The organism is Bacteroides faecis, assembly GCF_020091505.1.
Lineage (GTDB): Bacteria > Bacteroidota > Bacteroidia > Bacteroidales > Bacteroidaceae > Bacteroides > Bacteroides faecis.
In genome coordinates this window covers 5,899,175-5,925,228 of the sequence record NZ_CP081916.1, presented here as the reverse complement: position 1 = coordinate 5,925,228, position 26,054 = coordinate 5,899,175, and the positions used below count along the sequence as shown (strand labels likewise).

Here is a 26,054-nt window from a genome sequence, read left to right as displayed (position 1 = left end):
TTTAAAAGTTGTCATCAATATAGCCTGTAAAACACACCAACCATCTGGAAAGCCTTTCCGGATAGTCATCCATCTGAAAAAGACTGTCCGTTTCCGGTGTCAGTAGCTTGTAAGTGACCGGAGTAAGGGCATAGGTTTCCTGATAATCCGAATTCATATACCCCTTGACACACTCCGCCAATGTATCATCAGCAGAATAGACCAGTATGACCTGGCTTTCCATTCCCACCGGGGGAAAATCGCATTCCTCTTCATAAGCCCAATCGTACTGGTAGCCTGTCAATACCGGGCTTTCCGGAGTAATCAATGCCATGCCGTCCTCAATCAGTTCCAACAGCTTCAGCTCTTTTTCCTTTTTTGTCCGGTAATTCCGCACAGCCTCCTCCAAAGACTTGCAGAACGGTTTGCCCGACATCCGTCTGAGTGCTTTCATCCGTTTTCCAGACTGATAGGAATCTGCCAGCCGTTTGTTCGCCCTGATTTCCTTCGGGGAAGCATCGGAATCCCGGTTTCCCCAGTCTTCCAGTTCTTCTATGGCAAAGTCATAACAAAATGTCTCAGTAATATCGTACAGTCTGTGGTGTCGGACAAATAGCCGGATGAACTCCCTGACAATGTTCTTCAATGATGCCGAAAGCCGTTCGGTAAAATCAACCGGAATCCAAAACAAAGTAGGTTCCGGCCAGTCATGATGGCGGAACAGACAGAAATGCAGCCTTCCGTCCTTCTTTTCCAGATTGATACACTCCGGTACACACTCTTCCATAACTCTGTACAACTCGGTAATATTCAGGCGGGGGCAACCCCCTTTCCTGTATCGGAAAGGGAGTTTTATACCCATAAGTTCCGCATATCTTGATGCCGACCGGTAGAGATAGTCAAAATTTTCCGGAGTCGTGAGATTGACCGGAGAATCATTATCCATATCCTGATGCCAATAATCCGGTGCAAGGGGTGTGATTCTACCGGTCAGAAAAGCATTGTGCTTCCCGGTGGCAGAAGTATCCTTCTTTTCCGTTCCGAGGTTCCCCTTCGGATGTGGGACGAACTTACTGAGAGAATAATCAGCCGTGCCAGTCCATCCTTGGCTTGTTCTGAAAGCTGTCTGCATGTTTCCTTATCCTTTTTTTTCTTGTTCATACCGCTTACCCTTTCACTCCGATGGTTGTCTTGAAGCGGTAAACCGCCTTGTCGTCCTCCCACTCAGGACCATGTACCGTTGCCGTAGTCAGTTCAGGGTAGGTCATGGAATAGAAGTCCATCACCTCGTTTACGGACAGTTCGCTGTTCGGATCATCCAACACGAGCTCCACGGAGTCCTTCTTGAATTTGAATACTCTCTGCAATCCTTTGATTTCAAGTGCCATATTATTTTTCTTTTATAGGGTTTAACAATATACCATATCCATTTGTGCCATATCCGTCATGCGGCATTCCTTCGGAAAGTCCGGATATTCCGCATAAGGGTCCTCCCTGAGTAGCTCCCGGTCATCCTCGTAATCCTTGTCGAAGTTATACATTGCAGCCTCCTGCACCGTTGCATACTGTGACGGAGCCGGTTGTTGCATCCAGCGATTGTCCGCCAATTGCGGTTGCGGCACCTGTACCGGTTGATGGAACTGGATTTCTTGCGGTTGTGGAGCAGCCTGCTGAGGAACCGGTTGCGGTGCAGGTTGCCTATATTGTACGGGCTGTACTTGCGGCTGTGCAACGGGTTGCGGAGCCGGGGCAGGCTGTTCGGGCATGGACATCGGAACTTGCTCTTCGCTCCGGTATTGTGGCGTCTGGGCTGCCATCGGTTGTGGAGCCGATTGCTGCAAGGATGGCTGTGGATCAGTTACCGGCGGCTGTACCATGTCGAACAGACTTCCCTCGGATGCCTTCTTCTGCACTTCCGCCATTTTTTTGTCAATGTCCGCCTGTTTGTCCGGCTGTGCCAGTACCTTAGCCTGCCTGAGCCAGGTCAATGCTTCGGAATAATGCTTTCCTGCCGTGGCATCCTCAGCTTTCTTCAGCAGTTTTTCCATCTTTTCCCGTTTTTCACGGGCTTCCTTGGACTCCTTTTCCACCGTAGGCTTGGAGGTTTTGCTTTGTGAAACCGCCTGCTCTGCCTGCTTCTCGAACGATTCCAGGTTGGTAAGGATACCTTGCGCTTTCTGTACGGGTGCACCGACAGCCTGCAGGAATCCTGCATCCAGTTCTTCCGGCGTACCGTTCAGGATGAGCGGGACAATGCGTTCGCCGGCCTTTACTCCCGACCGTCTGGGAACGACGGCAACCGTCAGATTGTCGTTTACCCGTCTGATGTTGATACTCAGGTCTGTGCCTGCCGTAATCATTTGGTTGATTGCTTGAAAAAACATAATGGTAAAATTTAAAATGTTATACATAAGTTTCCTTGAAAAAATCCTTCAGGATTCTCTGCCTGTCCGGATTCGAGGCGATGCCTTTCAACGGTTCCAGATAGTAGCCGATACGTCTGGGCCCGTCTGTCGTACAGGGAGGCTGTCTTTTGACAGGTGTTGTCCGGTTTGTGGCAGGCCATGCAGCCGGCATGACCGGAGCCGAGGATGTAAATGTGTAAGTTCTCATATCTTCTGCATTTGATGGTTATACAAGCATGCCCATGACAATCAGGACAAGGATTGTTTTCAAGACAAAGGTGAATGTCCTGAAGGCGAGACGGACCAGTGTTCCGGACATAAGGAACAGGACAGACAGGTACACGGGAATGACGCCCTTGCAGTAAAGCAGGCATATTCCCGTAAGCAGAACCAGTGCGACCACTTGCCTGCAGATGTTTTCGATGAGTTTCAGTTTCATGTCTTTAAATTTTTAAGAATGAATAATCCCATCGGGATATGTTTTCCCGATTTTATAGGCCTCCGGCCCTTGGATTGCCTTTTTGCGCAAGGCTTGGCAAAAGAAAATACCGCAGCGAAGCGAGGATGATTTTCTTTTAGCCGACCAGCCCCTGAAAGGGGCCGCCTTGCGGCAAAAACGAGGCAATCCAAGACCTTTGCCGCTTAAAAGCGGAAAAACGTATCTTGTACATATATAAAAAAGAGGCACAGACCCCAGTCTGCACCTCTTCTGTTCCGTACCTTCCGCCCAGCCGTCTATATGGAACCATGCGGCTGTCCATCTTCCGAAAGTTTCCGGAAAATCTCACCGGTAACCTCATTTACCGTTTCCAATACGCCATCCAGAAATTCTTTCTGTGTGAGTTCTCCCTGTTCAATCCGTGCCAGCTCCGCTTCCCAGCCGGAGGTGAGGGAGGCGTCAGCCACTTTCATTCCGCGTACCGTTTCATATAAAAGAAGACCTTTTGGGGTCGGGATAATGTATTTGCCCGAATACCGGATATATTTACGCTCCAGAAGCGTACGGATGATATTCGTGCGCGTGGATGCGGTTCCCAGACCGGTCTTGTCCATATAGTCCGCCAGTTCCTCATCCGTATAAGGGGCAGCGGGCAGCGATTTCCTGTGTATAAGGCTGCATCCCGTTACCGGCAGCTTCTCCTCCCGAAAAAGTTCAGGGGGTACGGGACAGAGGTCGTTGTCTTCCGCGACAAGCCGTTCCCTCTGAAAGATACCGAGCCACCCCGCTTCCAGAATACGGTATGTACGGATTCGGAACTTGCGTGCGGCACAGACCGCTTCAACCGTCGTATATTCCACCTTGCAGGGCGGCATGAACGTTTCAAGCATCCTGCCGACAACAAGGGTGTAAACCAGCCTTTCCTCCCTGTCCAGTTCCCCCGGCTGTATGCCGGTGATGACAATGGCATGATGCTCCGCCGTGTCCTGATTTCCGGTTACGCCTTTCCTTGCAGCAAGGTCGATCATACCGGCATATTGACGGAATTCCTTGCCGGACAGCAGCTTTTCCATAACCGGAGGCAACATGTCATACACGTCTCCGGGCAGCAGACGGCTGGAAGTGCGCGGGCAGGAGATCAGTTTTTTCTCATACAGGCTTTGGGTAATTTCCTGCACCCGTATGGCTGTCAGGTTATGGTAACGGTTCGCATCCTTCTGAAGCCCGGTCAGGTTATAAAGGGCAGGTGCGGTGATTTCCTCAGTCCGGCTGTTGACCGCCGTGATACGGGCATATCCTGCCGCCTTGCAGTCCTCGTAAAGTTCCAGGGCATCCCGGCGGTTGCAGAAATCTTCCACATGCCGCATCTTTATTATCTTCCCGTTCTTGCAGAGGCTGACGAATACGGGCCAGCTGTCTGCGGGAATGTGATTTTCCCTTTCCCTGTACCGTCCGCTTATCGCTGCCAATACAGGGGTCTGTACCCTTCCAAGCGAGTTGTTCCCGAAACCGACCGCCTTGCAGACGGCATAGCTCGAATTGACTCCAAGAAGCCAGTCGGCCTTGTTGCGGCTGTCTGCCGCCAAAAACAAGTTGTCGAACAGGCTGCAGGGACGAAGGTTTTCCATTCCTTTGGCAATGGCTTCGTCCGTCAAGGAGGAGATCCACAGGCGGAGGCAAGGTTTCCTGCATCCCAAAAAACGATAAAGATACCGGAACAGCATTTCCCCCTCGCGGGAAGCGTCGGTTGCCGCAACAATGGTGTCACACGCATCGAACACCCCGGCTATCACCTTCAACTGGAGCACCGCATTGATGTCGGGATTCCATCCCGTGTCCGTCTTTACATGCCGTACCGTCAGAAAAGGAGGCGGCAGCAGGGGGAAGTTCTCCCGCTCCACCCATGCCGTACCGGTATCTTTCGGCATCGCCAGGGAAAGCATGTTGCCGTATGTCCATGTTACCATGTATCCGTTTCCGCTCATATATCCGTTCTCTTTTCTGTCAGCTCCCAAAACCCTTGCTATCTCTCTGCCCACATTGGGCTTGTCAGTCACTATCGCTATCATATTCTTTTTCCTTTTGATGTTCCGTACCGTCAGGAACGGCACGGAACGTGAGTTATACTTATTGTTTCCCGGTCAAACTGCCGCCTCCTCCTTCTGACGGAGACCGTTTATTTCCATAACCGGTCTGCCGTTGCCGTCGGGTACCAGCTTCAGCGTGGCATCCATTGTCAGGCTGAGGACCGAAATATGGAGTTTCAGCGGAACGATGCCCGTTTCCTTTCCTTGCAGCAACAGTTCCATGTTGCCTTCCGCTTCCAGTTGTTTCTTACTGATACCTGCGGCCTTCAGACCGTCCCAGTCGATATCTTCCGTCTTATAAATATGACGGGTATTCTGATCCGTATTCATACGATTCGTTTTTTTAGGTTTGTATGATTGATTCTGTTTCTCTCCGGGCAGGTCTATACTGCCTGCGATGCACCCTTCTTCTGCTCCTGCTGTTGTCCCTGTGCGGTCTCCGTCTGTGCGGCACGGCGGGAAGTGTCCCTGCGGATGTCCGGATTTTCCTGAAAATACTGCAACTGCCCGGAATAGGGATTGACTTTCAGGTAGGAACTGAAGGTCTGCCCGTTGTTTTTCAGCCCTTCGACAAGCAAAGTCTTGCCATCCTGGAGGTTCGCTTTTTCCTGTGCCGTGAACACGTGCCCGTAAACCTCCGCCGGAATACGCGGTGCCTGCTGCTCGTTGAATCCGTTCGGCGTGCGTGAATACATCGTCCTGCCGGTATTCATATCCAGCTTGACGAACGAGGAGAATTCCTCCCCGTTGCGCCCGATCATGTTTTCCAGATAGACCGGCTGTCCCTTGCGCAGGGTTTCCCTGTCTTCGGCAGTCAGCTGCACGTTGCAGATTTCCTTTGGAATATAAATCTCTCCGGTTTCCGGATTGTGCCGCGTGTAGTTCGGGCGCCCCGTAACCTTGTCTATCGTTACAAAGGACGAGAAGGTGTCATTCCTGTTCCTGAACTTCATGTCTTCCACCAGAATGGTATGTCCTTCGCTGAGCATTTTTATCTGGGTGGGCGAGAGAGGCACGCCTCCGATGGAACGTTCGTTGAAAATCTGGTTTTTCGGAAAGATGAATTCCAGTCCCCTGCGCTCGGCACTGTACTGGAGTGTGGCATCGAATTCCTTGCCTGCTTTGGAAGTCATACCCTCCACTTTGACAGGCTGTCCCTCCTTCAGCAGCCTGATCTCCTCTGCGGTAAGTTTGACCCCGCTCACTTCCTGCGGGATGTAAACGTGCTCCTGACGGACGGCAACCAGCTCGTTGGTGCTCTTGTCGATGGAAATCAGACAGGGGGTATATTCACTGCCGCGCAGGTTGAGTTCTGCCACACGCCCCATGTTGCCGGTCTCACGCAGGTTTTTCTTGTCCTCCTCGTTAAAGTTAAACCCGAAATAAGGACGCTCCAACTGCGGTTCCTTGCGTATGCCGTGAATGGCCAGTCCCACCTGTCCGTCCTGTTGCGGGATGAGTGAGAGCCTTGCATCCAGTTTGGCTGTCAGCAAACCGGAAAGATGGATGGTCAGGGGCACCAGTTTGTTGGTCTTGTAGCCCTTCAGCATGGAATCAAGGAGTCCCTGCTGTTCCAGCGAAGCCTTTGAGATTCCGACCTTTTCCAACTCCTCCCAGTTGACCATGTTCTCATTATACCGGTAACGCGGTCCTTGCGACTCCTGCGCTGCCTGTTGAGCCTGGGGCTGCTGCTGTTGCTGTGCCGCCTGCTGTACTTCGCTCTGTTGCAGGGGTTCCTGCGGTTGTGTCTCTTTGTCTGCCATAGCTGTTTTTTCTTTTTGGTTTACACTTTGTTCCTTCTTGTTTTCTCTCGGACGGATTTCGTAGCGTTTGAGGAACTCTTTCACCGCATCCGTCTGCTTTCCCTCCGACAAATCCCTGATGGCCTGCTTGTTCACCTTGTAGTCGTGGTAGGTCATGCGGAGCAGGCGGAAATGGGTAGGTTCCTTGAGCTGGCTCCAAAAATTCTTGATGAAGTTTTCGAGAATACTCGAATTCTTGTCGAATTTCAGGAATGAGTTTTCATTCTTCTCGTCCGCCGGAACCGTCTTCGCTTTTCCGTCCTTGTCAATTTCACTGACAGCCTGTACACCGAATTTCGGATCGTTCTTGTTATGAACAAGCATCAATTCCGTAATCTGTTCCACCGGAAGAGCATCACTTCCGGCCTTCGGTTTCCGGGTCCGTTTGGGCTTTTCGTTCGGGATCTTTTCTTGTGCCATACCTTTTCTTTTAGGGGTTAATGAATTGCTTTGACGCTTCAAAGGTATGGGGTATTTCCAAATAATATGCTGATTTTCAAAAAGGTGTCATCAGATGTCATCAAATGTCGTCAGATGTCATAAACATGACTGTTCCCAACGGCTAAACCGTGAACGGAGAAGAAGGGAAGTGAATAAACGGAAAGAGAGAAGATACGTGAGGCAGAAGGGAAAAAGCCTGCGCATCCGACACCAGAAAAGAGCAGGCGGGCAGGCAAGACAAAACCATGCAGAACAGAGGGAGCTGAAGCCCCCTGTCTTCTCATGCCTTCCGCTTTTTTACAGCAAGACTTTCATAAGACCTGTATTCCGGCTGGATATGTGGAATTTCATGGATTATGAAATACGGCCTCTTCAAGCAGCCCATATCCTTTATCCATGCGTCACATCGGTCGCAGTTTGCCCCTGTAATCGTTTTTCAAATCGAATCTGGATTGCCGCCGCATTCTTTTTCGTGAAAATTTTCCACGGCGAAGCCGCAAGGAAAATTTCCACGAAAAGATTCGGCAAATGCGGCCGGCAAGACAAATTCGATTTTCCTTTGATGAGGGGGAAAACTGTATCGCAAACAAACCTATCTGGAAATTCCGTGCAGGCTCATTTTCTTGTAAAGGGTCGGGCGGCTGATTCCCAACAAGGCCGCTGCCTGTGTCAGGTTCCCTTTAGAGATGGAAAGAGCCGTCTTGATCTGTTCTATGTTTCTTCTTTCATCTTTCTGCAAACACTTGTCTATCTTCTCTTTCCCCATGGGGTCAGAAACGGGCTCTCCCGCATATTGGAGCCGTAAGGAATTGGGGGTAATCAGTTTTCCTTTGCATATCAATACCGCCGCATGAATGACCTGCTTCAGTTCCCGTACATTTCCCGGCCAACTGTATCCCAGCAGCATCTTCTTTGCCGGTTCGTCAAAATCCAAGACCTCTTTCCGGAGCAATCCGCAAGATTGCTCCCGGAAAAAATCCGCCAAAGGCAGTATATCCTCCAGGCAATTATGCAATGCAGGTACGGTGATGGTAAAATCCTGAAAGCGATAAAGCAGGTCCTTCCGGAAACGCTTTTCCGCAACAGCCTCCTGCAAATCCTCATTGGTGGCCGCAATGATGCGCACATCCATCAGCCTGTCCCGTTGTCCGCCTACCGGACGATACCGCCGTTCCTCCATGGCACGCAACAGCATCCGCTGCGTTTCTATCGAAAGGTTCTCCACCTCATCCATGAACAGGGTGCCTCCCTGCGCTTCCTGAAAATATCCTGCCTTTTCCTCTGTGGCTCCGGTAAACGCCCCCTTGACATGGCCGAAAAAGGCGGAAGGTGCCAGCTCTTTGGACAAACTGCCGCAATCGACCGTTACATACGGCTTGCCGGATCTGAGGCTCTGCCTGTGAATCTTTTTTGCCAGGTGTTCCTTTCCCGTTCCGGTGCTTCCCAATATCAGTACCGTCATATCCGTCGGCGCTACCATGTGAATGTACCGGTTCAACTCGCAAAAAGGGGTGCTTTTGCGTTCATAGATTACCTTGGTGAAAGCCTCGTTCACCGTCCTTATTTTTTTGATTACGGGCAGCAGCCTGGTTTCAACCAGCGGTTTGAGGATATAATCTTCCGCACCCAGCTTCATGGTATGAACCGCAGAATGTATCTCTTCATAATTAGTCATCATGATGAACGGGTGCATATAGCCGTTCTCCCTCATCCACTGCAACAGCGTGGTACTTTCCCCGTCAGGCAATCTTAAATCCGCCAATACGATGTCATCCTCACGGACGGATGTCCCAATGACCTTCTTAGCCTGTGCCAGCCTGTAAGTCCTTACAGTATCCAAATCCGCCTTCTGCAAAAAATTGCAGATATAATTACAGAACAAGACATTGTCCTCAACAACAATTACTCTCATAAGCTTTCTTAGCCTGTTGTGCCAAACATATTATTTCTTTTCCTTTTTCCAATACCTGCTGTACAGTCCGCCCGAACTCGTCCACAGAAAACTCTCCCGAATCCTGAAGCAGTGCGAACAACTCATGCAGCGGCTTGCCGGCATGAATGATCTCCCATGAGCCTGTCAGATGATGTATCCATTCTTTCAGTGCCTCATGATCATTCTTTTCTGCACATTCAGCCATAGCCTCCATATCCTTCCTGGTCTCCCGAATCAGGGTATCCAGCATCTTCCGCCTGTTCCCATATTTCAGCAGGGCATCGAGGTCTATCTGTTCAGACTGCCTTTCACTTCCCAGACATTCCGTACATACCTGCAAAAGTTCTTCGGCGGAAAACGGCTTTTTCAAACAGCCCGAAAACCCTGCCGCATACAAATCCCCCGTATCGCAGTTTCCCGATGCGGTACTCGCGATAACCGGAATGCTCCGTGAATTTCCCACATTGGCCATGCGCAGGAGCTTCAACACCTCGAATCCGTTTGTCCGGGGCATTTTCAAATCCGTAATCAAAAGGTCATAACTACGGCTGCGGACATGCTCCATCAGATCACGCGTGTTCTCACATACCGTGCAAGCCACCCCGTGATACGCAAACATTTCCCTGATTGCCGCCAGCAAAACGGTGTCATTGTCCAATACCAGTACCGTATAGGACCGTACGGAAATCCGGCTCCTGCCGCTCTCCGCCATCGCTTCCTCTGCCACAGCCAAAGGAAGACAGACAGTGAACCGGCTGCCCACCCCTTTCCGGCTTGCCACTTCAATCCTGCCGTCCAACAATCCGACCAGACCTTTTACTATTGAAAGTCCCAGTCCGACCCCTTCTTCCGCAATCGCATTGGGAAGCCTCTCGAATGCAGTGAAAATGCGTGTCTGCTCCTCATCGTCCATTCCGGTGCCGGTATCTTCCACGATAAGCGTCAATACGCCCTGGTCAAATTGTGTGCGAACCGTTACACTTCCCCGCTCCGTAAACTTGATTGCATTGGACAACAAGTTGCTTCCTATCTGTATTATCCTGTCCCTATCTCCTATAACAACCGCATCTCCGGCACTCAGCACGTTCAGCAAAAGGTTTTTTCCTGCCGCCAGCGGCATAAAATCCGTTTCCAAAATCTCGGTGACGGAACATAACCTGAACGGGACAGGAACGGCCTTTTCCCCGCCACTCTCCAACCGGAAAAATCCCAACAGGGAATTCAGCATGGAAGACATGTGTCCCGCCACCTGCCGTATGTTCCGGCTGTATTCCCTGCACTTCGACACTTCTCTTTCCGTGGAAAGCAATTCCGCATAGCTGCTGATAGAAGCAAGCGGCGCACGCAAGTCATGGGTTACGGCCAGCATGATTTTCTTTCTTGCCTCAATCAGTTCCTCGTTTTCAAGAACGGTCTGCTCCAACTGACGGACTGTGCCTTCCAGCCTTTTTTTATAACGGTTTATACGCATCATATCCCGGTGTATCACCATATAGGACCATATCAGCAGCAAAACCATGAATGCCGTCAGACCGATGACCGTGGCAAATGACCGTTTCCCGGCTTCCGCAACTTCTTCTTCCTGTCTCTTCAAGTCCGCTTGTACCGTTCCATCCATATTCTCAATCATCTGCCGCAACTGCACATTCAGCCTTCTGTTCATCCCATCCAAGCTGTCCGTCCGTTCTGCCAGCTTCCGGGCATACGCCTGCTGTCTGCCAACCACGCTCCGATTAAGCTCATGAAGCATGGAGGCGGCAGAAGGAGAATCCGCCCTGTGGCGTTTTGCGAACAACCTCTTCAGGAATCCCCCTTTTGGGGCATTTTCCCGTTCACTCTGTCTGGCAATGGCCGGAATCTTCGCTGCAATTTCCCGGTCGGCTTCCTCCTGCCTGTGTACCCAATATATGATTTCCCGCATATACCGCTCCTTGGCTCTCCACAAATTACGGATGCTGTCTGTATGTGAGCCGGAAGAGGAGTACCTCAAGCTACACAACAGGCTGTCAATGTGCCGTCTCCGTTTCTGAAATGATAAAAAATCCTGCTCACTCCACTCCATAAAGGTTTCACAGAAGAAAGAAAGCCTGAGCATTTTCACGTATATATCATTTATCTCATGCTTTTTCCGGTTAATCATCCGTACTTCCATTTCCCTAGCCTTAGTCTCTTTCCATTCGCAGATGCCAACGTAAGCAATACCACTTATGACTACAATCTTGGCCATATATCCTACCGCTATTTTGGCAAGAAGCGGTTGCAGGCGCAAAGATTTCAACAATTTATTCCTACTTTCCAATTATTCACTTTTTAATTCATTATATTCTATTAAAATTCTTTGCAAAATAAACCGACTGGTCGGTTTATTTTGCAAAGATAAGCCTTTTCCAAGAATAATGAAAAAAAACAGGTTCCAGCAAGTAAAGTTTTATCATTTATCAGTCTAAAAGACAACGGAATGAACTGAAAGGGAGGAAAAGGAAAGGAATGCGGGCTTAAATTTCTGAGAACATCCCCAAGAAAGTCTTACCAATAGAAGTGTTCAATGCCTGTCTGCTGAACGCCTTGGCATCCTTCAAACTTATTTTATGACCATAAGCCACATTGGAAAGAAAGTCCTGTTCCCGGACAAGAAGTTGCTGATACATTTGTGGAAATTCGTCCATATATTCATGGGCGGAGGAAACAAACTGCATATAACATATCAGGAGATTGCCATTCAGATGTTCGGGAAAACTGTTTATCACCCGTTCTATCGGATTTCTGTATTGCCTTAAAAACTCATTCCAATCCTTGTCAGCCAAAGAATACATTTCACAAGAAATCTGCGAGTCGGGGAAAAAACGCATTCTGACAACCGCATCAATCAGTTTCTTTTTGGAAGGAAAGTAGTGTATGACAGCCCCTTTGGATTTATGCACGGCAACAGCCACATCACAGAATGAGGTCTGCTTCATTCCTTTTGTGATGAATAACCTGTATGCCTCCTCTATAATCCGCTGTTTCAAATTCGGGTCCATCCTACTGCCTATATTATAAAAAAATAGCACAGACGCAATCAACATCCAAACATGGTAGTGGAATACCTAGAGACGAAGTGACGCACCTGTGCTATATATTTTAATATAGCGCAAGCTGTCATATTCCATCTTGTCTCTTTGAAATTTTCCACTTTTCGTTTGGAAGATGATATATGATACTATACTATGTCGTTTTAACAGCGCAAAAATACGTTATTTATCGTTTATTTCCAAATTTATACGACACTTAATAGCACTGTTCCATAAGAAAAGCGTCCGCTTTCAGGGACAAGCAGCAGTATTTTTTCACCGGATTTGAGTTTACGGGTAGAACAGAACTCATCCAAGGCAGCCAGTATTGCTGACGATCCGATATTTCCCACCCAGGTAAGATTGGTAAACCACTCTCGTTTGTACAATTCAAAACTCTCGTTTTTCATCGCTTCAATGAGATTACCATAAATAACCATTGACGAAGAGTGAGGTATTACATAATCCACATCGTCAGGAGTCATGCCATGTTTATTCAGACATGATTTAATATGTCTAATCCATAACGGCATCAACTTCGTCCCTAAAAGTTTAATGTCCTGTTTAATAACCATAAGGGACTCATCGACCAATTCCTGACTTTCAAAAGATTTCCAGCTTTTCAGTTCACCGTCCTCCCTCCGGACAGCTCCGGCAAACATACAGGTAGGGGTTTCATTGGCATATGAATCCATTTCTATCCATTCAATCTTTAAAGATACGCCCTTTTCTCCCGGATGATTTTCCAATAATGCACAACTCGCACCATCGCTTAACATAAAGCGCAGGAAGTCCTTTTCCAAAGCCATATATGGATTGGTGCCCAAATTGCAGCATCTTTCATATTCGATATCGAAGTTTTTGGATAAAAGCATTGCTGACACCAATTCAGATGTGCTGCATATTGCATTCTGTTTTTCTGATGCAGCTATGCTCAAATAAGCTATTTTCAGCGCTTGCAGACAAGACAGACAAACTCCAGCAGAAGAGAATATTTCAACAGGTTCTTCCCAAAGCCCATGTACCATAGACGCATGAGAAGGCAGAATCTGATCAGGGGTCGCAGTAGCACAAGCAAGCAACTCAATGTCCTTTTGGCTCTTATTGGTCAATGCCAGCAACTTACGTATAGCCAGCATCGCCATTTCTGCATTTGTATGTGTGATTTCTTGATTTTTGTTTAAGGCATAGTATCGCCGTTTAATTCCATTTTGCTTTAAAACTATCCGTTGCACTTTGGAATGTTTTCCAGAAATGAGTCCCAAGAACTCTTCCATTTCATCATTGGAAACAGGAGAGTTCGGAAAGAAGCTTGCAAGCCCAGTAATAAAAACATCTTTCTTCATTAGTTCAATTTTTAATTAGTTCATATTGATTATAAAGAACTACTTTCAGTTCTTCTATTCGCAATCCATTCACCAATGCATCCTGAAAACATTTTCCAAACAGCAGGATTCGAAATGTCAAAGCCAATGTAGAAGGATTAACATCGGATCTTATTTCTTTTGTTTCAACAGCCTTCACAAATATTCTTTCCCATAATTTAATCTCCTTATTTGTTATTTCGTTGAAAGCCTCGTTAAATCCCGGATAGAAATATTCTGCCTGCAAAATCAAGTTAAGATATGCACGTGTAATATTGGTCTTCTCTTTTTCTATGAGATAGATCCTCATTGCATTCATCGTTTCCTCCACCTTCTTTATGTAATAATCAATAAATTCAAGCAGAGAGGTGTGAGAAATGTCCTTGAACTTATTTTTGGCATCTTGTTTGTGAAAAATGTAAAAATCAATCACATCAATAAACAGTTCTTGCTTGCTTGGATAATGATATGACATACATCCTCTTGATAAATTCAGACTTTTTTCTATCTCCTTCAGGGGAACCGTGTTGTAATCTTTTGTCAGAAACTGTTTGTATGCAGCTTCCCTGATTAATCTTTTTGTTTCTGAGCCTTTTACTCCTTTCATAACCTTGTTTTTTAGTATCATACAAAAGTAGGTCTTTTGAGTGAAAACACGTTCATTTTTAGTATAATTAAATATGTCCTACCCAATTACCATTAAATCATTTATGACCATACATACCAGTTTATGAAATAAATGCCAACGATGCCTTTTTCTTTTTTTTCTTATACATATATTATTTTTTGCTTATATTTGTCTTCAAATAAGCCGATTAGTCGGTTTGTTCGGCATAGAGGAACCCAAACAGAAAGTGGAATTTCAAAACAGAGATGTTCCTCTATGTCTTTGTTATTCCATCTTCTGGCAACCGGATTCTATCCCTGTTCCACCATATCCCTAAAAAATACCGACCGGATGGTATTTTTTACGGCAAAAGTATAAATATATACCATAAAAACAAAGGGAAAGGCCAATTATGCATTCTATCGGCAAAGAAATGCCTATGAAATATACATAATCCGCTTTTCCCTATGAGAAACATTATGTTACCGGCTTATCTTGAAGGCATCTTCATCTTAACCTGCACCCCCTGTGAGTTTAAAACACGAACCGGTGTCTTTTCTCCGGCTTTCAAATAGAACAGAATATAATCCTTCGCACGCTGGGACTCGAAGAAACCTTTTTCGCGATATTCGGCAATCCACCTCTGAATCATCGGAATCTGCCAACGGTTCATCAAAATATAGTAGCCGAAATAATACTCCAAATCGCTCAGGAAAATATTGAGTTTCAAGTAATCCCACCAGAACTGTTCTTTCTTTTTGCTTTTGGCATTGAGTATGATAACCTGATGTTCATAAGTGTCACGAGGATTTTCCCAATCCTGTTGCGAAACAAATACATCGGGAACCACATTATCGGCATGATCCTTTGCCGGAATAAAGGGAAATAAGGATTCTATTGAATCCTTTATCTTTCCATATAAGGACGGTTCGTACTCCTTGTTGTACAGCATAACATCCCGCAAACGGGTGGAAGTGAGATGGGTTACCACGGAACGTCCTACCACACAATGATCCGGAACAGTCATTACCGATGCCAGACGTTTCATAAATCTGACTTCTGCTTTTGCCTGTTCTTCCTTATCCGGTCTCTTGAAAGGATAATCTGACCAGGCAATCTTCCGCATCCCCCAATGCAGGTCTGTAAGTTGCAACCCCGCATAAGCACAGAAAATGGAAGCACGAATTATCTTGAAGATAGGGGTACGGTCACCCTCGTGGGCCACGTAAGGCAGGTCTTCCACGCCAAAAAGCATTTCATTTTCCGCTATCAAATCGGCAGAGACCGTCTTGCCTTCTTCCAAGCGTCCCTTAATCTTGAAGTTACGCTTTTGGTATCCCCAAGTGTGAACAGGTCGCGTAGCTATCAGTGCCACACAATAATTGCCGTTTTGCGGCATGAAATCTACATTTTGCGGTGTTGCATTGAGCATCAACTCGTTCAGCAACTTAATCTTTTGGATATAGTCCATAAATCAACAGGTTTTAAGTGAAACATTTTGTTAACAGTGCAAATGTAGGCATCAAGTTTCGTACCGGAGTTCCGTTTTTCGCCGAAAATCACTGCAGGGTCAACCAATTATTCAATATTTATTCTGTTCTCGATTCTCAGTATATAGTTTGTTTCCGAGAAAAAGCGTTCCATACGTACTGCCTGACCGGTTCTGAACAAAGGTTTTTCACTATTGGCTATGTAGGCTTTTTTTATGGGAAAATTCCGTGCCTCTTCCTGTTGTTCAAAATAACCAATGGTAGAACGCAACTGCTGTTCGCCGTCTTTTATCCATTGATTACCCTTGCCTTTTCTTTGTTTCAACTCTACAAATATAATCGTATCTCTATAAAACAGGCAGCCGTCGCAGCGGTTGTCCATACTCCCGTCCGCCCTGCGCAGTTCAATGCAATGGTCAACCGGTACGAAATTCACCTTTACCTGAGGATAATTGTCCACTGCCGCAATCCAATCCTGCCCCTGTCTTTCTGCAATATATGCTTTTTCAGCGGCAGGAGCCGGCCGGTCGCATATACCGAATTTGCGTCTGTTTGATGATGATATATGTTGTGTCGGGAAGAAGTCAATCATAATTCCTGTTGTATTTCCAATAAATCGGCAAAATCTTCGTTTGTTCTCTCCAGCATCCTGTTGAGGAAGTTCTCATCGGAAGGAAGCCCATGATATGTGTCCAGTACTGTTACTGTCCCTTCGACCTCGTTGAACTCGTAAATAGCGATTTCGTCAGGGTGTATGGCAGCTTCTATGGGATAAATAGCATTTATCCTTTCTTGTACCTCACAGGAAAGATTACCTACAGCCAACAGCATACCGGCTTTGACAGCGACGGTCAGGCTATTAATAAGGTATGGGCTATGTGTTGTAACTACCAAACGGTTTGTTTCCAAAGCATTGTTAAAAGCCAGCAACTGTTTCATTATCATCCATTGCGATTCCGGATAAAGGTTTTGTTCCGGTTCTTCTACAATGTTGACAAATGCCGATTTGTTGAATCTGGCAGAAACGGCTGAAAGGGCAATCCTCCGTTGCTCGTCCGTAAGGTTCGGTATGTTCCATATATTCGCAACTTCCGCTTCGAAGCGTTTCGCTTCATCGCTGCTCATCTTCTGGGCACTATTCGCCTGACTTTTTACAGATTCGGACAAATGTAAAGAAACCAAATAAAGCGGTACGATGGATTGGAATCCGCTGGACGCTTCCATCAACTTCACCTTATAGTCCTCACCTTTGACATAAACAATGTCATTTTGTTTGTTATATTCCAGTTGCGCATGATTGATAGGCAGTTCCAGACTACTCTTAATGCGTTGTTTGGCTTTGTCATATTCCGTAAGAAAACCTAGCAAGGCATCCGGCAAATCCTTAATCAGATTCGGTTTGTTGACCATGCTGATGAAATTCCGTTCGGCAGGAACGTACATGATTTGAGGAAGGGCATAGCTGTCCAATGCATTCTCATTCTTTTCTATGACAAGTTCGCCTTGCTTCGTGTAGGTAAACTTGTAGGAATCCCCTTCGTAGAAAATCTCAGTCTGTTCCTTTATGAAATAATTGGAAATACGATGGTAACCGCAATACTTGTTCTTGAACTTGGCGGCGGTAAATTCTTTCTCCTTGAAATCACCCCGTGTCAAGACCTTCTCCATCCATGTAAAGGTGGAAACCAGTTTGGCAACCGTACTTTTACCGCTACCCTGGTTACCCGTAAAAACGGTTACTTTCTTTATATCTATCCATCCGTCCGTTACAGATGCTGTTTCTTTCAACGGACCGAAGTTTTTAATCTTGATTCTACTCATATATTTATTGTATAGACCTGTTACAAAGATAGTGTTTCTAAATGAAACGACCTAATGAATGTTGTGTTTCATTTGCAGTGAACATAGAGGTCTTCCCAATTCTTTGTTTTTCCAATTTTTAACCTGTATGTTTTATGATGGTTTTCTAATAGTCAGAAGTGTCATTCTGATATCCGAATGTGTATCAGTCGGCATTGAACGGACGGATTTCGGAAAGATTTTCATTGCCGCTGTCAATAAAGCGGTCGAGCACCTTAATCATGACAACAGGTATATTCTGCTTCCATAGTATCTGTGCGTCCAGCTCTGTACAAACCAATGCCATCTGTTTCAATTCTTTTTCCAAGTATGCTCCCGAACTGATATATTCATTCAGAAGAGGTTTGTTTTCGGATAATTTGATTACAGAGGCATATAACTTGTATTGTTCATTGATACATTTCAAATGAAACTTGTCCTTTAGTGTGGAAGGCGGATCAAGTAATTTCAGTTTGGGCAGGTCTGACTTGTTGAGAATAATCACAGTATTTGTAAATTCGACTGTATGATCTCCAGGCAGACTATACAACAATCTGTTGTCAGGGGATTTGAACTTATACTCGTTTTCCTTTCGTAAATTCTGAGGATAAGCATTGTACCAGTTGAAGTGGAATCCGATGATTATCTGTTTGTCGGTCAATCTTAAAGTCTGGAAGGCCTTGTCAAGATTCTCCGGAAAAACCCTATATTCACTTTTAGGCTGATACTGGAAGCTTCGGAGCCAGCAGTTTTTGAAAGAGTATAGTGTAGCAGCACTGAAAGACTCCTTAAAATTGACATATCCTATTGTTTTATCCGTACAGAATGCCTCTGCCGGCATCAGCTGACGTATTCTTCCGACACAATTGAACTTGTTACAGCTTTTGTACTCATCATCAGTTATGACAGAAACTTCTGTAATCCACTTCATTTCTCTGCCAATACTATCTGATGCTATTTGGTAAAAATCCTGAATTTCATCTTCAGACAGCTGTTGAGTAACTTTTTGATGTTGTATTGTTGAAGTAAGCGAATTGGAAAGGGACTCCAGTGCATTCTTCAGCTTATGTTTAGCCCTGTATATGCACGACTGATCCAATGGCAGTATTGTTGTGATGTCTTCCAGTGGAATGGAATTCTGCTCAATCTGTTTCAGGATAATCGGAACATTTTCCAGCCATTCGTTCTTTTCGGATAAGGATTCAGGAAGAGCCGGCAGTGAATAAAAATCCTCGTAAACATAGGTGCGGTTAAGTGTTGCCAGACGTAACATTAGGATATACAAGTATTTCTGTATCCAGCCATTGATGATGCTATTGTTGCGTACGCCAGCCTGAAGACCAAAAAATGGATATTTTTGCTCGTATTTGTACATTGAATCGGGACTGAATGAGAGCAAGTCCATATACAGTGGAATAATTTCAGCCAGTGAACTTGGAATCAGTACATAATGAGGGGGTTGGCTATTAGTGTAATACAATATTTGATTTAAAAGTTCATATTCTTTTCTATATAACAAAAGTCCACCTAATGCGATATGAAACTCCTTAAATTCTTTCCGTTCTTTCTGCCTAAGCTCTACCATTTGGCTGTTTGCAACAGTTTGTCCAGATGAAGTGTAGGGAACGTTTATACGTTCATCAAGTTGGAAAGATGTAAGATGAAGAAACAAGTGTGAATGGGCTGCACCCCAATATTTAAGAATCCATTCGCTGCGCTTGTAAAACAATTGCTGGTTCAAACAAGTCCAAATCGTACGGTAGGTATTCTGATGCATTATGGTGAACTGAAAATCATCCAGCATTGCATTGACTATATCATTTCCGTTCTTGATGGAAACCGCTTCCTTTTGTTGCATGCACAGCTGCTCATTAATGGAGACAATGCCTTCGTATAACTCCGGCGGATATTCCATTAACGTCCATTGTTTACCTGCACGTAAAGATATGATCCAGTCATACAATTCCTGATAGCAATCGCGCAATACATCCACATTGTTCTGTTTGAGCATGGCAATAAAAAGTTCGAACCACGCTTTTCTGGTATCTTGTGGGATATTGTTTCTTTTTATCAAATGCTTTTGCAGCTTTTCAGGTACATTATAGATATAGATAAGCCTGAAAATCATAAATATACTGAATGTTAGCAGTACACAGAATATTGTCGCGAGAATAATGGCAGAATAATCTATGTACTTTGTAAGAACTCCGAAATCAAAATAGTTAGGTGGAGCGACCAATTGATAGAACAGTAAAAATATGGTAATAGCGAGCAAGCCAAGAAAATGCTTTGTGCTTCTTTCGTTCATAAAGAGTTGTATCAGGCGGGTAGATTCATACTTATCGTCTATCCGCTGAATAACTCCAATTAACAAGGGAACGGCAATGCCCAGTATGGCTGCCGTTATAGGTATAATAATTTCTTTAGAAAAAATGTCCATAATATAAAAAATGTTCAATAGTTGCTATGGTACTGGAGGAAACTTTATGCGTCCTTCTTTATCGATGGTACAAGATAAGGCTTCCCCTTGAATTTTTTTAGCTATACGGTTATAATTTGTTGCTGTTCGTGTTTTTAAATCTACCATTTCTTTCCAATCAAAGGTATGCTCTATATTAAAAACATTCTGTTCATTTGCTGAAGTAAATCGCATGGATGATTTTACATGGATATTACCCTCTTGAGACCGGACATTCCAGTTAAATCTGGGATGATATTGTAATTTTGCAGCGAGGCATAATCTTTCGACTGTTGCCTGAATTATACCTATAGTCGTGTTTAAATCTTTCAGACTTTGGGAGTAATACCATTTGAATTCATCATAGATTTGGTAATCCAAGGGATTCTCAAAAGGTTGGAACAACTGGTAAATTTTGCTCAAAAATGATGAATCATAGTCATGTAAAAATGCCGGAACCTCCTGATCCATTAAAACACGGCAGCCTTTGGCCCCAGCCTGTTCCAATTTGACAGCCTTACTTACAGCATTTCCTAGCAACATTTGTCCCAAATTAGTGTTGTTATCTTCAATGATATCTCCGTATGCAATACCACCACGACATAGAATACCATTTTGCAAACAATCCCACATAATAGTATGACATGAAAGTATGACATCTTTCATGTTTTCAGACCAGACGAAAGCGCAATCGGACAACTGGGTGAAATTTACTGTAGGGTATTTACTCTGGCAGTTTGCCAAGATTTTCCGAAAAATGATCAAAATATTGGCTGCAAATTCCTGATTCCCTGAAGTCTGAAAATGTTTAGAGACCTGCCAAATATTAAAATCGTCTTCTGTAAGCTGGATTTTACCTTGTGTTAAAGCTGAAAATCCTAGTATATCCACATAGAAGACAAAACCTTTTAGATTATTCATGTTCATAATGTTATCGTTTATAACTGGTTGAATTTTTTTTGGACATTTTGAGCTATACTGATGAAACAGTTGGGAATTGTAACATATTAGTTGTTGCTTGTCACAAAGATAGTATATCTAAGTGAGATGAGTTAATGGGGGCTTTGTTTTATTTTTGATTTTGCCAATAAATGGTATTTCCTAAAATAATTTTGTATAGTTCTTCATTTTTATTGTAAAACAAGTTATATTCTTCTTTATGTTTCCATCTTGAGGCTGTTTTGATGACTTTAATGAGTTTATTATTATCATAAAAGTATTCTATAGTTGAACTATCACCATAAATATTAACTCCAACATATATTGAATTCTCATTATTTACTATTTCAAATTTTGATATAGATATTAAATTAATTACGGGTGTATTTTCATTTTCTGTTGGGTAATATTTGAAATAGGTTTTGTTATATCCATGTTTAGAATATTCATATAAACTGATATATAAACCTTTTCGTATATCTGCATCTATATGTTGCTCTGAAATAATCATTTTGTTATTTTCATCGAAGCCAAATCTGAACAAGTCCTGATAATTCCATTTTTCAATGGTCATGTTTTTTAAAAGTCTACCTTTTTTTTCTTTATTAAGTAAATGATAATAAGGTAGTAGATTATAATATTCCTTGGTCGAATATTCCCATCTATGTACATTTTTTAAATATTCTTTTATAAGAAGAATATTATTCTTTTTTTGTAAACTTGTTATTTTTAATTTTAAATCTGTTAACATAATTGTCGATATTTAATATAAATTACTTATGAATTAATGGGTTGAATTGTTCCATCTTCCACTTTCTATTTCTGTTCCAATTTTTTGTAATTGTTTTCTGACATAATTGTCTTTTAAATTATCGCTTAATTTATTGTCTATCGCATATTTCTCAGCACTCTCTAATAATTCACATATTCGTTTATCACTTTCAAGCGAATGTATGTACCCTGCATGGTAAGTACCAGTAGTTCTGGCAGCTTCTCTTCCTGGATGTCCAGATTGAGTTACTTGAGAATTAGCAGTACCCCATAGAGCAACTCCATTTTCGGCATCATTAATTCCTATGTGACACCTTTCCAATACGGCTTTGGATCTGTTTACATATTCATTATTCCGATTCAATTGAACAATATGATGTGGAGTCTGTCCAGCAGCAACAGGCCTATAGGCATTTTCCATAGCTTTTTTTAATTTATAAGCATGAGATAAGCCTAAAATATCAAGTGCTATGTTAGTAGAATTAACATATCTATATATTGCTAAAATACCAGATTTTAATCCTATAGGATCTTGACTCATGTAACTACCAATTCTTGGTTCATAATACCTAAAACGGTTGTAGTATAATCCCGATTCCTCATCCACATATTGCCCTTGAAACCTGAATGGACAATCAAACTCCATTCCTTTATTTACAGTAATCACTTTTCCATAAATATCTAGTGTACAATCCCAAGTTTTGTTTCCTTTTTCATCGTACATCTGAATAGGTGTACCCAAATAATCGGACACAATAGAATATTGCTTACCATCCTGTATCTTTGCTGTTGGTACAAACGTGCCTGCTTCGAACACCCAGGTGGTAACATCTTCTGCCGGTTCTTTTGGAAGGATGTTTTCCTCTTCGTCCGATTGTAAGCCAACGGCTTTATAGCTCCATTCGTGTAAAGGTACGTTTCCGTCCCACACCCAGCGTGTGACCTTTCCGAAATACTGTTTGGCGGTGCGTCTTCCCAACGCATCGTAACGGAACTCCACCGGTCTTCCGTCCGGACGTATAACCTTCTTTAGCATACCATTGGAACTCCACTCGTAGAGCCATCCCGTACCTGTAGCCAGACAGCGGACGCCGCGCTCCTTCTCCATGCGCTTGCGGTCATACCTTACGCCCGTTTCCTGCAACCGTTTGAACTCACGGAAAATGAGGTTTCCTTCGTCGTCGTAGTGATAGAAACAATCCGGGTCTTCCAACAGTTTTCCCCCGGGACCGTATTTGCGGTCTTTTTTGTCCGGTGTCTCAAAGAGGTTGCCCACGAAGTCCGGTACGCGGTAAATCACGTCCGTTTCCGAGCCCTGGATGGTTTCCTGCCGGATAAGGAAGTCGAAACGGTCGTAGTCGTAGCGCATGACCGTTCCCGTCAGCTCGTTCTCCTTGGCGAGCAACCGATTAGCGACGCCCCACTCGTAGCGGTACGCCCCGCGCTCGATGCCGCCCGCGCGGACGGACTTGCGCACCTCGCGCCCGAAACAGTCGCGCTCGGTGCTGACGGTTACGCCACCGGAGAAGGTGCGCTGCACCTCCAGCCCCGTATTGTCACGCACCCACGATGCCTGCCAGCTCTCGCCTGCCTGCATGGTCTGCAGGTTGCCTTCCCGGTCATAAGTGTGACGAATGTCCGCTCCCAGACTGCTGGTGATGCGGGTGCAGTTGCCTTCGCTGTCATAGGTACGGCTGACGGTGTATTCTCCCTGCCTTTCCTCTGTAACCAGTCCCGTCTTCCTGTCACGGGTGAATTCCAGCAGGTTCTCGCTGTGTTTCGCCCTGACGAGCATGCCGTCCTTGTCATACGTGTAGAGGGAGACCTCCCCGTCATACTGTTCCTCCTTCAGGATATTGTCCAGTCCGTCGTACTGGTATTCCGTCCATTTTCCTCCGGGACGGTTCACACGGGTGACACGACCCGCGCCGTCGCGCTCGTACTCACGCCGCAGACCGTCGAAGCCGGTTTCCGTAACGACCTGTCCCAGCCCGTCCAGCTCGAAGAAATAGTTGTCGCCCACCTCATTGCCGATGCGCCGGAGCTGCAACTCGCTGTTGTAGCCGAATGTAATCCAGTGCCTGTCCTGCTCGCGGCTTTTCAACACCCCCAGCGCCCCATAGGTGAACCTGACCTCGCGGATGTTGTCGCTGGCATGTACCATGTTTCCCATGGCATCGTACTCAAACCGGTGCACGTTGCCGTCCGGTTCTTCCAGCCGTATCAGGTTGTCCGCCCGATTGTAGGCATAACGGGTAACATTGCCTTTCACATCCACCGCCTGCACAAGCCTTCCCCTGCCGTCGTACTCCCACCGGCGGAACAGCCCGTTGGGGAACTGCAGCAGCTCCAGGTCGTACCTGTCGTTGAACGTGAGCGTGTAAACCCGGCCCTGTCCGTCCGTTATGGTACGCAACACGCCTCCCTCGTAGACATATTTCACAGTTTCTCCACCCGGTGTGGTCCGGCTGACGACCCGATCCTGTCCGTCATAGTCCCATGAAAGCCTCTTTCCGCACGGAGTGTAGAGCGAGACCAGGTTGCGGTTGTTGTCATAGTCCAGGAAGGTGTCCTCCCCGTTCTCGTCCGTTATCCGGACCGGCAGTCCGAACTCGTTGTAGGAAGTCTTGCGGGTATAGCCTTCGGGGTTGACCGTTACCTCCAGCTCCTGAAAGCTGTTGTACTGGCGGCGGGTAATTCCCCCGTTGGCATCCACTATCTTGTAGATGAGTTTGTCCTCACCGTAATAATATTCGGTTTCGGCATTTTCCCCATTGCGGATATGGGTATATCCCTTACCGTAACGGATGAAATATTCCATCACGCCTCCATCGCCCCATGTATGCACACAGCGGGCATTCTCACCCTTACCCTCGTATTCCCAATGGAAGGACATACCCCCTTGGTTGGTAAGCTGTACCAGCAGGTGCCCGCCGGAATAGACGAAATGCTTGCTGACATCCAGCGCGTCAATGGTTTCCACCATGTCGCCCCGGTCATCGTAACGGTAGCGGACCAGCTTCACCTCCTCACCGTCCTGATTTACGGAAACGCAGAGCACCCGCCCCGACTCGTCGGTTTCCACTTTCAGGAATTCTCCCCGTGAGGATATGATTCCTGCCAGCCTTCCCCCCGAAGCGTATTCGAAGCGGAGCCGGAATCCGTCCTTCGTGGAAATGCCCGATACCATGCGGTAACCGGAGCGGTTTTCGGGACCGTCAAAACGGTATTGCAACCCCCGGATGTCCGTAAGCATGTAACCCCGGCCATCGAGTGTCCATGCCAGCTGTTCCCTGCGGTCAAAATGGGATTCTCCAAGTTTCAGCGCAGGCAGGAAGGACTCCCGTCCGTCAGCATGACGGAATGCGAACGCCCCTTCCTCCAACTGCCGTATTCCCAGATTGTAGCTGTGGTGCCAATTGTATCCCAACGGACCGTCCACGGCGGCATCACTGTAATAGGTACGTTCCCATACGACGGGAATCGGACCCGGAAGCTCGAAGTCCACATTGGTGTGATAGACCCTGCCCGTAGCAGCGTCCACCGGCTCACCGAATATGATGCAAGCTGTTTTCTTGAGAATCCTGGCAAGCCGGGGATTCAATCCCGCCTTGTCTATCAATCCATGCAGCAGATGGGATATTTTTTTCCCGAGCTTTGACAATCCTTTCAGCCCCAGCTTCATCGCCAGCGCAAACACATCAATGGTAGGCGGTCCTCCCACAAGCACGGGATTTCCTACGGATGTGATGGTGGAGAGCATGGAAGTGGGGGCAAGCAGGGCCTTGCTCACCTTCCTGGGCTTCCCCTTGCGGGGAATCGTCGGTATTCCCACAATGTTGCATGAGAGTGCCGGATGTGTGAGGGAGGAACAGGGCGCACCGTCCGCCAGGACAGTGGAACTGCCCATCCACATCTCGGACTCGGACATACCGCTGACCAACGGGGCCGGATGCAATACAAATGCCGGCAGATGCACGATGCCGATACCTGCCTGCGCAATCCACTGGTTATGCACCTTGACCGACGGAGCCATGCTCTTGAGGATGTTGCACGCCACTCCGGCCACTCCATCAGCCGCAGGCGGCATGGCAGCCGCCATGCCGGCCATGAGGTCTGCCATGAGGTCGTACACCTTGCCTACATGAGGCACAGGCATGATGGGAGAGGGAGGGGTAACGGTAGGATGCATGTCTATCCCGATGGACAGGTCGCCGAACTTGGCGACAGGCATACCCGGCATGGAAGGAAGGATTCCGCCCAGACCCGCCTGAATCTCGTCCAAAGCCGCCTTGGAGGCTGAAAAAAGGTCGGCAAAGCCCCGTCTGACGCTGCTGCTACCGGCGGCGTCAGCTATATTCTTGAACACATCCGGCATAATGAAACTTTTTGATTCTTGTTTTTAAACCGATTGGTCGGTCTGCTTTTTGCAAATGTATCATTTAAAATC

At 46.0% G+C, this 26,054-nt stretch carries 21 protein-coding genes; all 21 read right to left on the bottom strand.

All coding sequences use genetic code 11. From position 1 onward, the window contains the following. Position 1: 1 nt before the first annotated feature. Positions 2-1,111 (bottom strand): hypothetical protein, encoded by a 1,110-nt coding sequence (locus K6V30_RS23670; protein WP_005858540.1) that lies wholly within the window; start codon positions 1,109-1,111, stop codon positions 2-4. Between the two features lie 34 nt (positions 1,112-1,145). Further along, complete coding sequence (locus K6V30_RS23665; RefSeq protein WP_005858542.1) at positions 1,146-1,367, bottom strand: PRTRC system protein C; 222 nt, start codon at positions 1,365-1,367, stop codon at positions 1,146-1,148. A gap of 21 nt (positions 1,368-1,388) precedes the next feature. Continuing rightward, on the bottom strand, positions 1,389-2,363 hold the full coding sequence (locus K6V30_RS23660; RefSeq protein WP_005858544.1) for a PRTRC system protein E: 975 nt from the start codon (positions 2,361-2,363) through the stop codon (positions 1,389-1,391). A 19-nt stretch (positions 2,364-2,382) separates the two neighbouring features. Further along, positions 2,383-2,592 (bottom strand): hypothetical protein, encoded by a 210-nt coding sequence (locus tag K6V30_RS23655; protein ID WP_005858546.1) that lies wholly within the window; start codon positions 2,590-2,592, stop codon positions 2,383-2,385. A gap of 18 nt (positions 2,593-2,610) precedes the next feature. Beyond that, positions 2,611-2,823: a hypothetical protein gene (locus tag K6V30_RS23650; protein WP_005858548.1), complete on the bottom strand. Its 213-nt coding sequence runs from the start codon at positions 2,821-2,823 to the stop codon at positions 2,611-2,613. A gap of 296 nt (positions 2,824-3,119) precedes the next feature. Next, positions 3,120-4,892: a DNA topoisomerase gene (locus K6V30_RS23645; RefSeq protein WP_005858550.1), complete on the bottom strand. Its 1,773-nt coding sequence runs from the start codon at positions 4,890-4,892 to the stop codon at positions 3,120-3,122. Positions 4,893-4,964: 72 nt separating this feature from the next. Beyond that, on the bottom strand, positions 4,965-5,240 hold the full coding sequence (locus K6V30_RS23640) for a DUF4099 domain-containing protein (protein ID WP_004288697.1): 276 nt from the start codon (positions 5,238-5,240) through the stop codon (positions 4,965-4,967). A gap of 53 nt (positions 5,241-5,293) precedes the next feature. Continuing rightward, the gene (locus K6V30_RS23635) at positions 5,294-7,132 is read right to left on the bottom strand and encodes a DUF3945 domain-containing protein (protein WP_008778022.1); all 1,839 of its coding nucleotides are present in this window, start codon (positions 7,130-7,132) and stop codon (positions 5,294-5,296) included. A gap of 110 nt (positions 7,133-7,242) precedes the next feature. Beyond that, entirely contained in the window at positions 7,243-7,437 is a 195-nt protein-coding gene (locus tag K6V30_RS23630) for a hypothetical protein (RefSeq protein WP_005858555.1), read from the bottom strand. Between the two features lie 308 nt (positions 7,438-7,745). Then, positions 7,746-9,065 carry a sigma-54-dependent transcriptional regulator gene (locus K6V30_RS23625; protein ID WP_005858557.1) on the bottom strand — a complete coding sequence of 440 codons (1,320 nt, stop codon included), beginning with the start codon at positions 9,063-9,065 and terminating at the stop codon, positions 7,746-7,748. Further along, positions 9,046-11,385, bottom strand: coding sequence for a hybrid sensor histidine kinase/response regulator (locus K6V30_RS23620; protein ID WP_005858559.1), 2,340 nt, complete (start codon positions 11,383-11,385; stop codon positions 9,046-9,048). Before K6V30_RS23620 ends, K6V30_RS23625 begins: the two co-directional genes overlap by 20 nt. A 196-nt stretch (positions 11,386-11,581) precedes the next feature. Then, the gene (locus K6V30_RS23615; RefSeq protein ID WP_005858561.1) at positions 11,582-12,106 is read right to left on the bottom strand and encodes a TetR/AcrR family transcriptional regulator; all 525 of its coding nucleotides are present in this window, start codon (positions 12,104-12,106) and stop codon (positions 11,582-11,584) included. Between the two features lie 236 nt (positions 12,107-12,342). Continuing rightward, entirely contained in the window at positions 12,343-13,482 is a 1,140-nt protein-coding gene (locus tag K6V30_RS23610; protein ID WP_004288704.1) for a StlD/DarB family beta-ketosynthase, read from the bottom strand. Positions 13,483-13,486: 4 nt separating this feature from the next. Then, positions 13,487-14,107, bottom strand: coding sequence for a TetR/AcrR family transcriptional regulator (locus tag K6V30_RS23605; protein ID WP_005858563.1), 621 nt, complete (start codon positions 14,105-14,107; stop codon positions 13,487-13,489). 490 nt (positions 14,108-14,597) lie between these two features. After that, positions 14,598-15,578: a hypothetical protein gene (locus K6V30_RS23600; protein ID WP_005858565.1), complete on the bottom strand. Its 981-nt coding sequence runs from the start codon at positions 15,576-15,578 to the stop codon at positions 14,598-14,600. Between the two features lie 107 nt (positions 15,579-15,685). Then, the gene (locus tag K6V30_RS23595; RefSeq protein WP_005858567.1) at positions 15,686-16,189 is read right to left on the bottom strand and encodes a hypothetical protein; all 504 of its coding nucleotides are present in this window, start codon (positions 16,187-16,189) and stop codon (positions 15,686-15,688) included. Further along, positions 16,186-17,418 (bottom strand): AAA family ATPase, encoded by a 1,233-nt coding sequence (locus tag K6V30_RS23590; protein ID WP_005858569.1) that lies wholly within the window; start codon positions 17,416-17,418, stop codon positions 16,186-16,188. The genes K6V30_RS23595 and K6V30_RS23590 overlap by 4 nt, the downstream gene beginning before the upstream one ends. Before the next feature lie 184 nt (positions 17,419-17,602). Then, entirely contained in the window at positions 17,603-19,876 is a 2,274-nt protein-coding gene (locus K6V30_RS23585) for a hypothetical protein (protein ID WP_005858571.1), read from the bottom strand. Positions 19,877-19,900: 24 nt separating this feature from the next. Next, positions 19,901-20,821 carry a hypothetical protein gene (locus tag K6V30_RS23580; protein ID WP_005858573.1) on the bottom strand — a complete coding sequence of 307 codons (921 nt, stop codon included), beginning with the start codon at positions 20,819-20,821 and terminating at the stop codon, positions 19,901-19,903. A 142-nt stretch (positions 20,822-20,963) separates the two neighbouring features. After that, positions 20,964-21,584, bottom strand: coding sequence for a hypothetical protein (locus K6V30_RS23575; RefSeq protein WP_005858575.1), 621 nt, complete (start codon positions 21,582-21,584; stop codon positions 20,964-20,966). A 33-nt stretch (positions 21,585-21,617) separates the two neighbouring features. Then, entirely contained in the window at positions 21,618-25,982 is a 4,365-nt protein-coding gene (locus K6V30_RS23570) for a DUF6531 domain-containing protein (RefSeq protein WP_211740433.1), read from the bottom strand. Between the last annotated feature and the right edge of the window lie 72 nt (positions 25,983-26,054).

Excerpts from the sequence above, each read along its gene's own strand:
- K6V30_RS23670 (WP_005858540.1), bottom strand. The coding sequence starts at position 1,111 with ATGCAGACAGCTTTCAGAACAAGCCAAGGATGGACTGGCACGGCTGAT.
- K6V30_RS23665 (WP_005858542.1), bottom strand. The coding sequence starts at position 1,367 with ATGGCACTTGAAATCAAAGGATTGCAGAGAGTATTCAAATTCAAGAAG.
- K6V30_RS23660 (WP_005858544.1), bottom strand. The coding sequence starts at position 2,363 with ATGTTTTTTCAAGCAATCAACCAAATGATTACGGCAGGCACAGACCTG.
- K6V30_RS23655 (WP_005858546.1), bottom strand. The coding sequence starts at position 2,592 with ATGAGAACTTACACATTTACATCCTCGGCTCCGGTCATGCCGGCTGCA.
- K6V30_RS23650 (WP_005858548.1), bottom strand. The coding sequence starts at position 2,823 with ATGAAACTGAAACTCATCGAAAACATCTGCAGGCAAGTGGTCGCACTG.
- K6V30_RS23645 (WP_005858550.1), bottom strand. The coding sequence starts at position 4,892 with ATGATAGCGATAGTGACTGACAAGCCCAATGTGGGCAGAGAGATAGCA.
- K6V30_RS23640 (WP_004288697.1), bottom strand. The coding sequence starts at position 5,240 with ATGAATACGGATCAGAATACCCGTCATATTTATAAGACGGAAGATATC.
- K6V30_RS23635 (WP_008778022.1), bottom strand. The coding sequence starts at position 7,132 with ATGGCACAAGAAAAGATCCCGAACGAAAAGCCCAAACGGACCCGGAAA.
- K6V30_RS23630 (WP_005858555.1), bottom strand. The coding sequence starts at position 7,437 with ATGAGAAGACAGGGGGCTTCAGCTCCCTCTGTTCTGCATGGTTTTGTC.
- K6V30_RS23625 (WP_005858557.1), bottom strand. The coding sequence starts at position 9,065 with ATGAGAGTAATTGTTGTTGAGGACAATGTCTTGTTCTGTAATTATATC.
- K6V30_RS23615 (WP_005858561.1), bottom strand. The coding sequence starts at position 12,106 with ATGGACCCGAATTTGAAACAGCGGATTATAGAGGAGGCATACAGGTTA.
- K6V30_RS23610 (WP_004288704.1), bottom strand. The coding sequence starts at position 13,482 with ATGAAGAAAGATGTTTTTATTACTGGGCTTGCAAGCTTCTTTCCGAAC.
- K6V30_RS23605 (WP_005858563.1), bottom strand. The coding sequence starts at position 14,107 with ATGAAAGGAGTAAAAGGCTCAGAAACAAAAAGATTAATCAGGGAAGCT.
- K6V30_RS23600 (WP_005858565.1), bottom strand. The coding sequence starts at position 15,578 with ATGGACTATATCCAAAAGATTAAGTTGCTGAACGAGTTGATGCTCAAT.
- K6V30_RS23595 (WP_005858567.1), bottom strand. The coding sequence starts at position 16,189 with ATGATTGACTTCTTCCCGACACAACATATATCATCATCAAACAGACGC.
- K6V30_RS23590 (WP_005858569.1), bottom strand. The coding sequence starts at position 17,418 with ATGAGTAGAATCAAGATTAAAAACTTCGGTCCGTTGAAAGAAACAGCA.
- K6V30_RS23585 (WP_005858571.1), bottom strand. The coding sequence starts at position 19,876 with ATGGACATTTTTTCTAAAGAAATTATTATACCTATAACGGCAGCCATA.
- K6V30_RS23580 (WP_005858573.1), bottom strand. The coding sequence starts at position 20,821 with ATGAACATGAATAATCTAAAAGGTTTTGTCTTCTATGTGGATATACTA.
- K6V30_RS23575 (WP_005858575.1), bottom strand. The coding sequence starts at position 21,584 with ATGTTAACAGATTTAAAATTAAAAATAACAAGTTTACAAAAAAAGAAT.
- K6V30_RS23570 (WP_211740433.1), bottom strand. The coding sequence starts at position 25,982 with ATGCCGGATGTGTTCAAGAATATAGCTGACGCCGCCGGTAGCAGCAGC.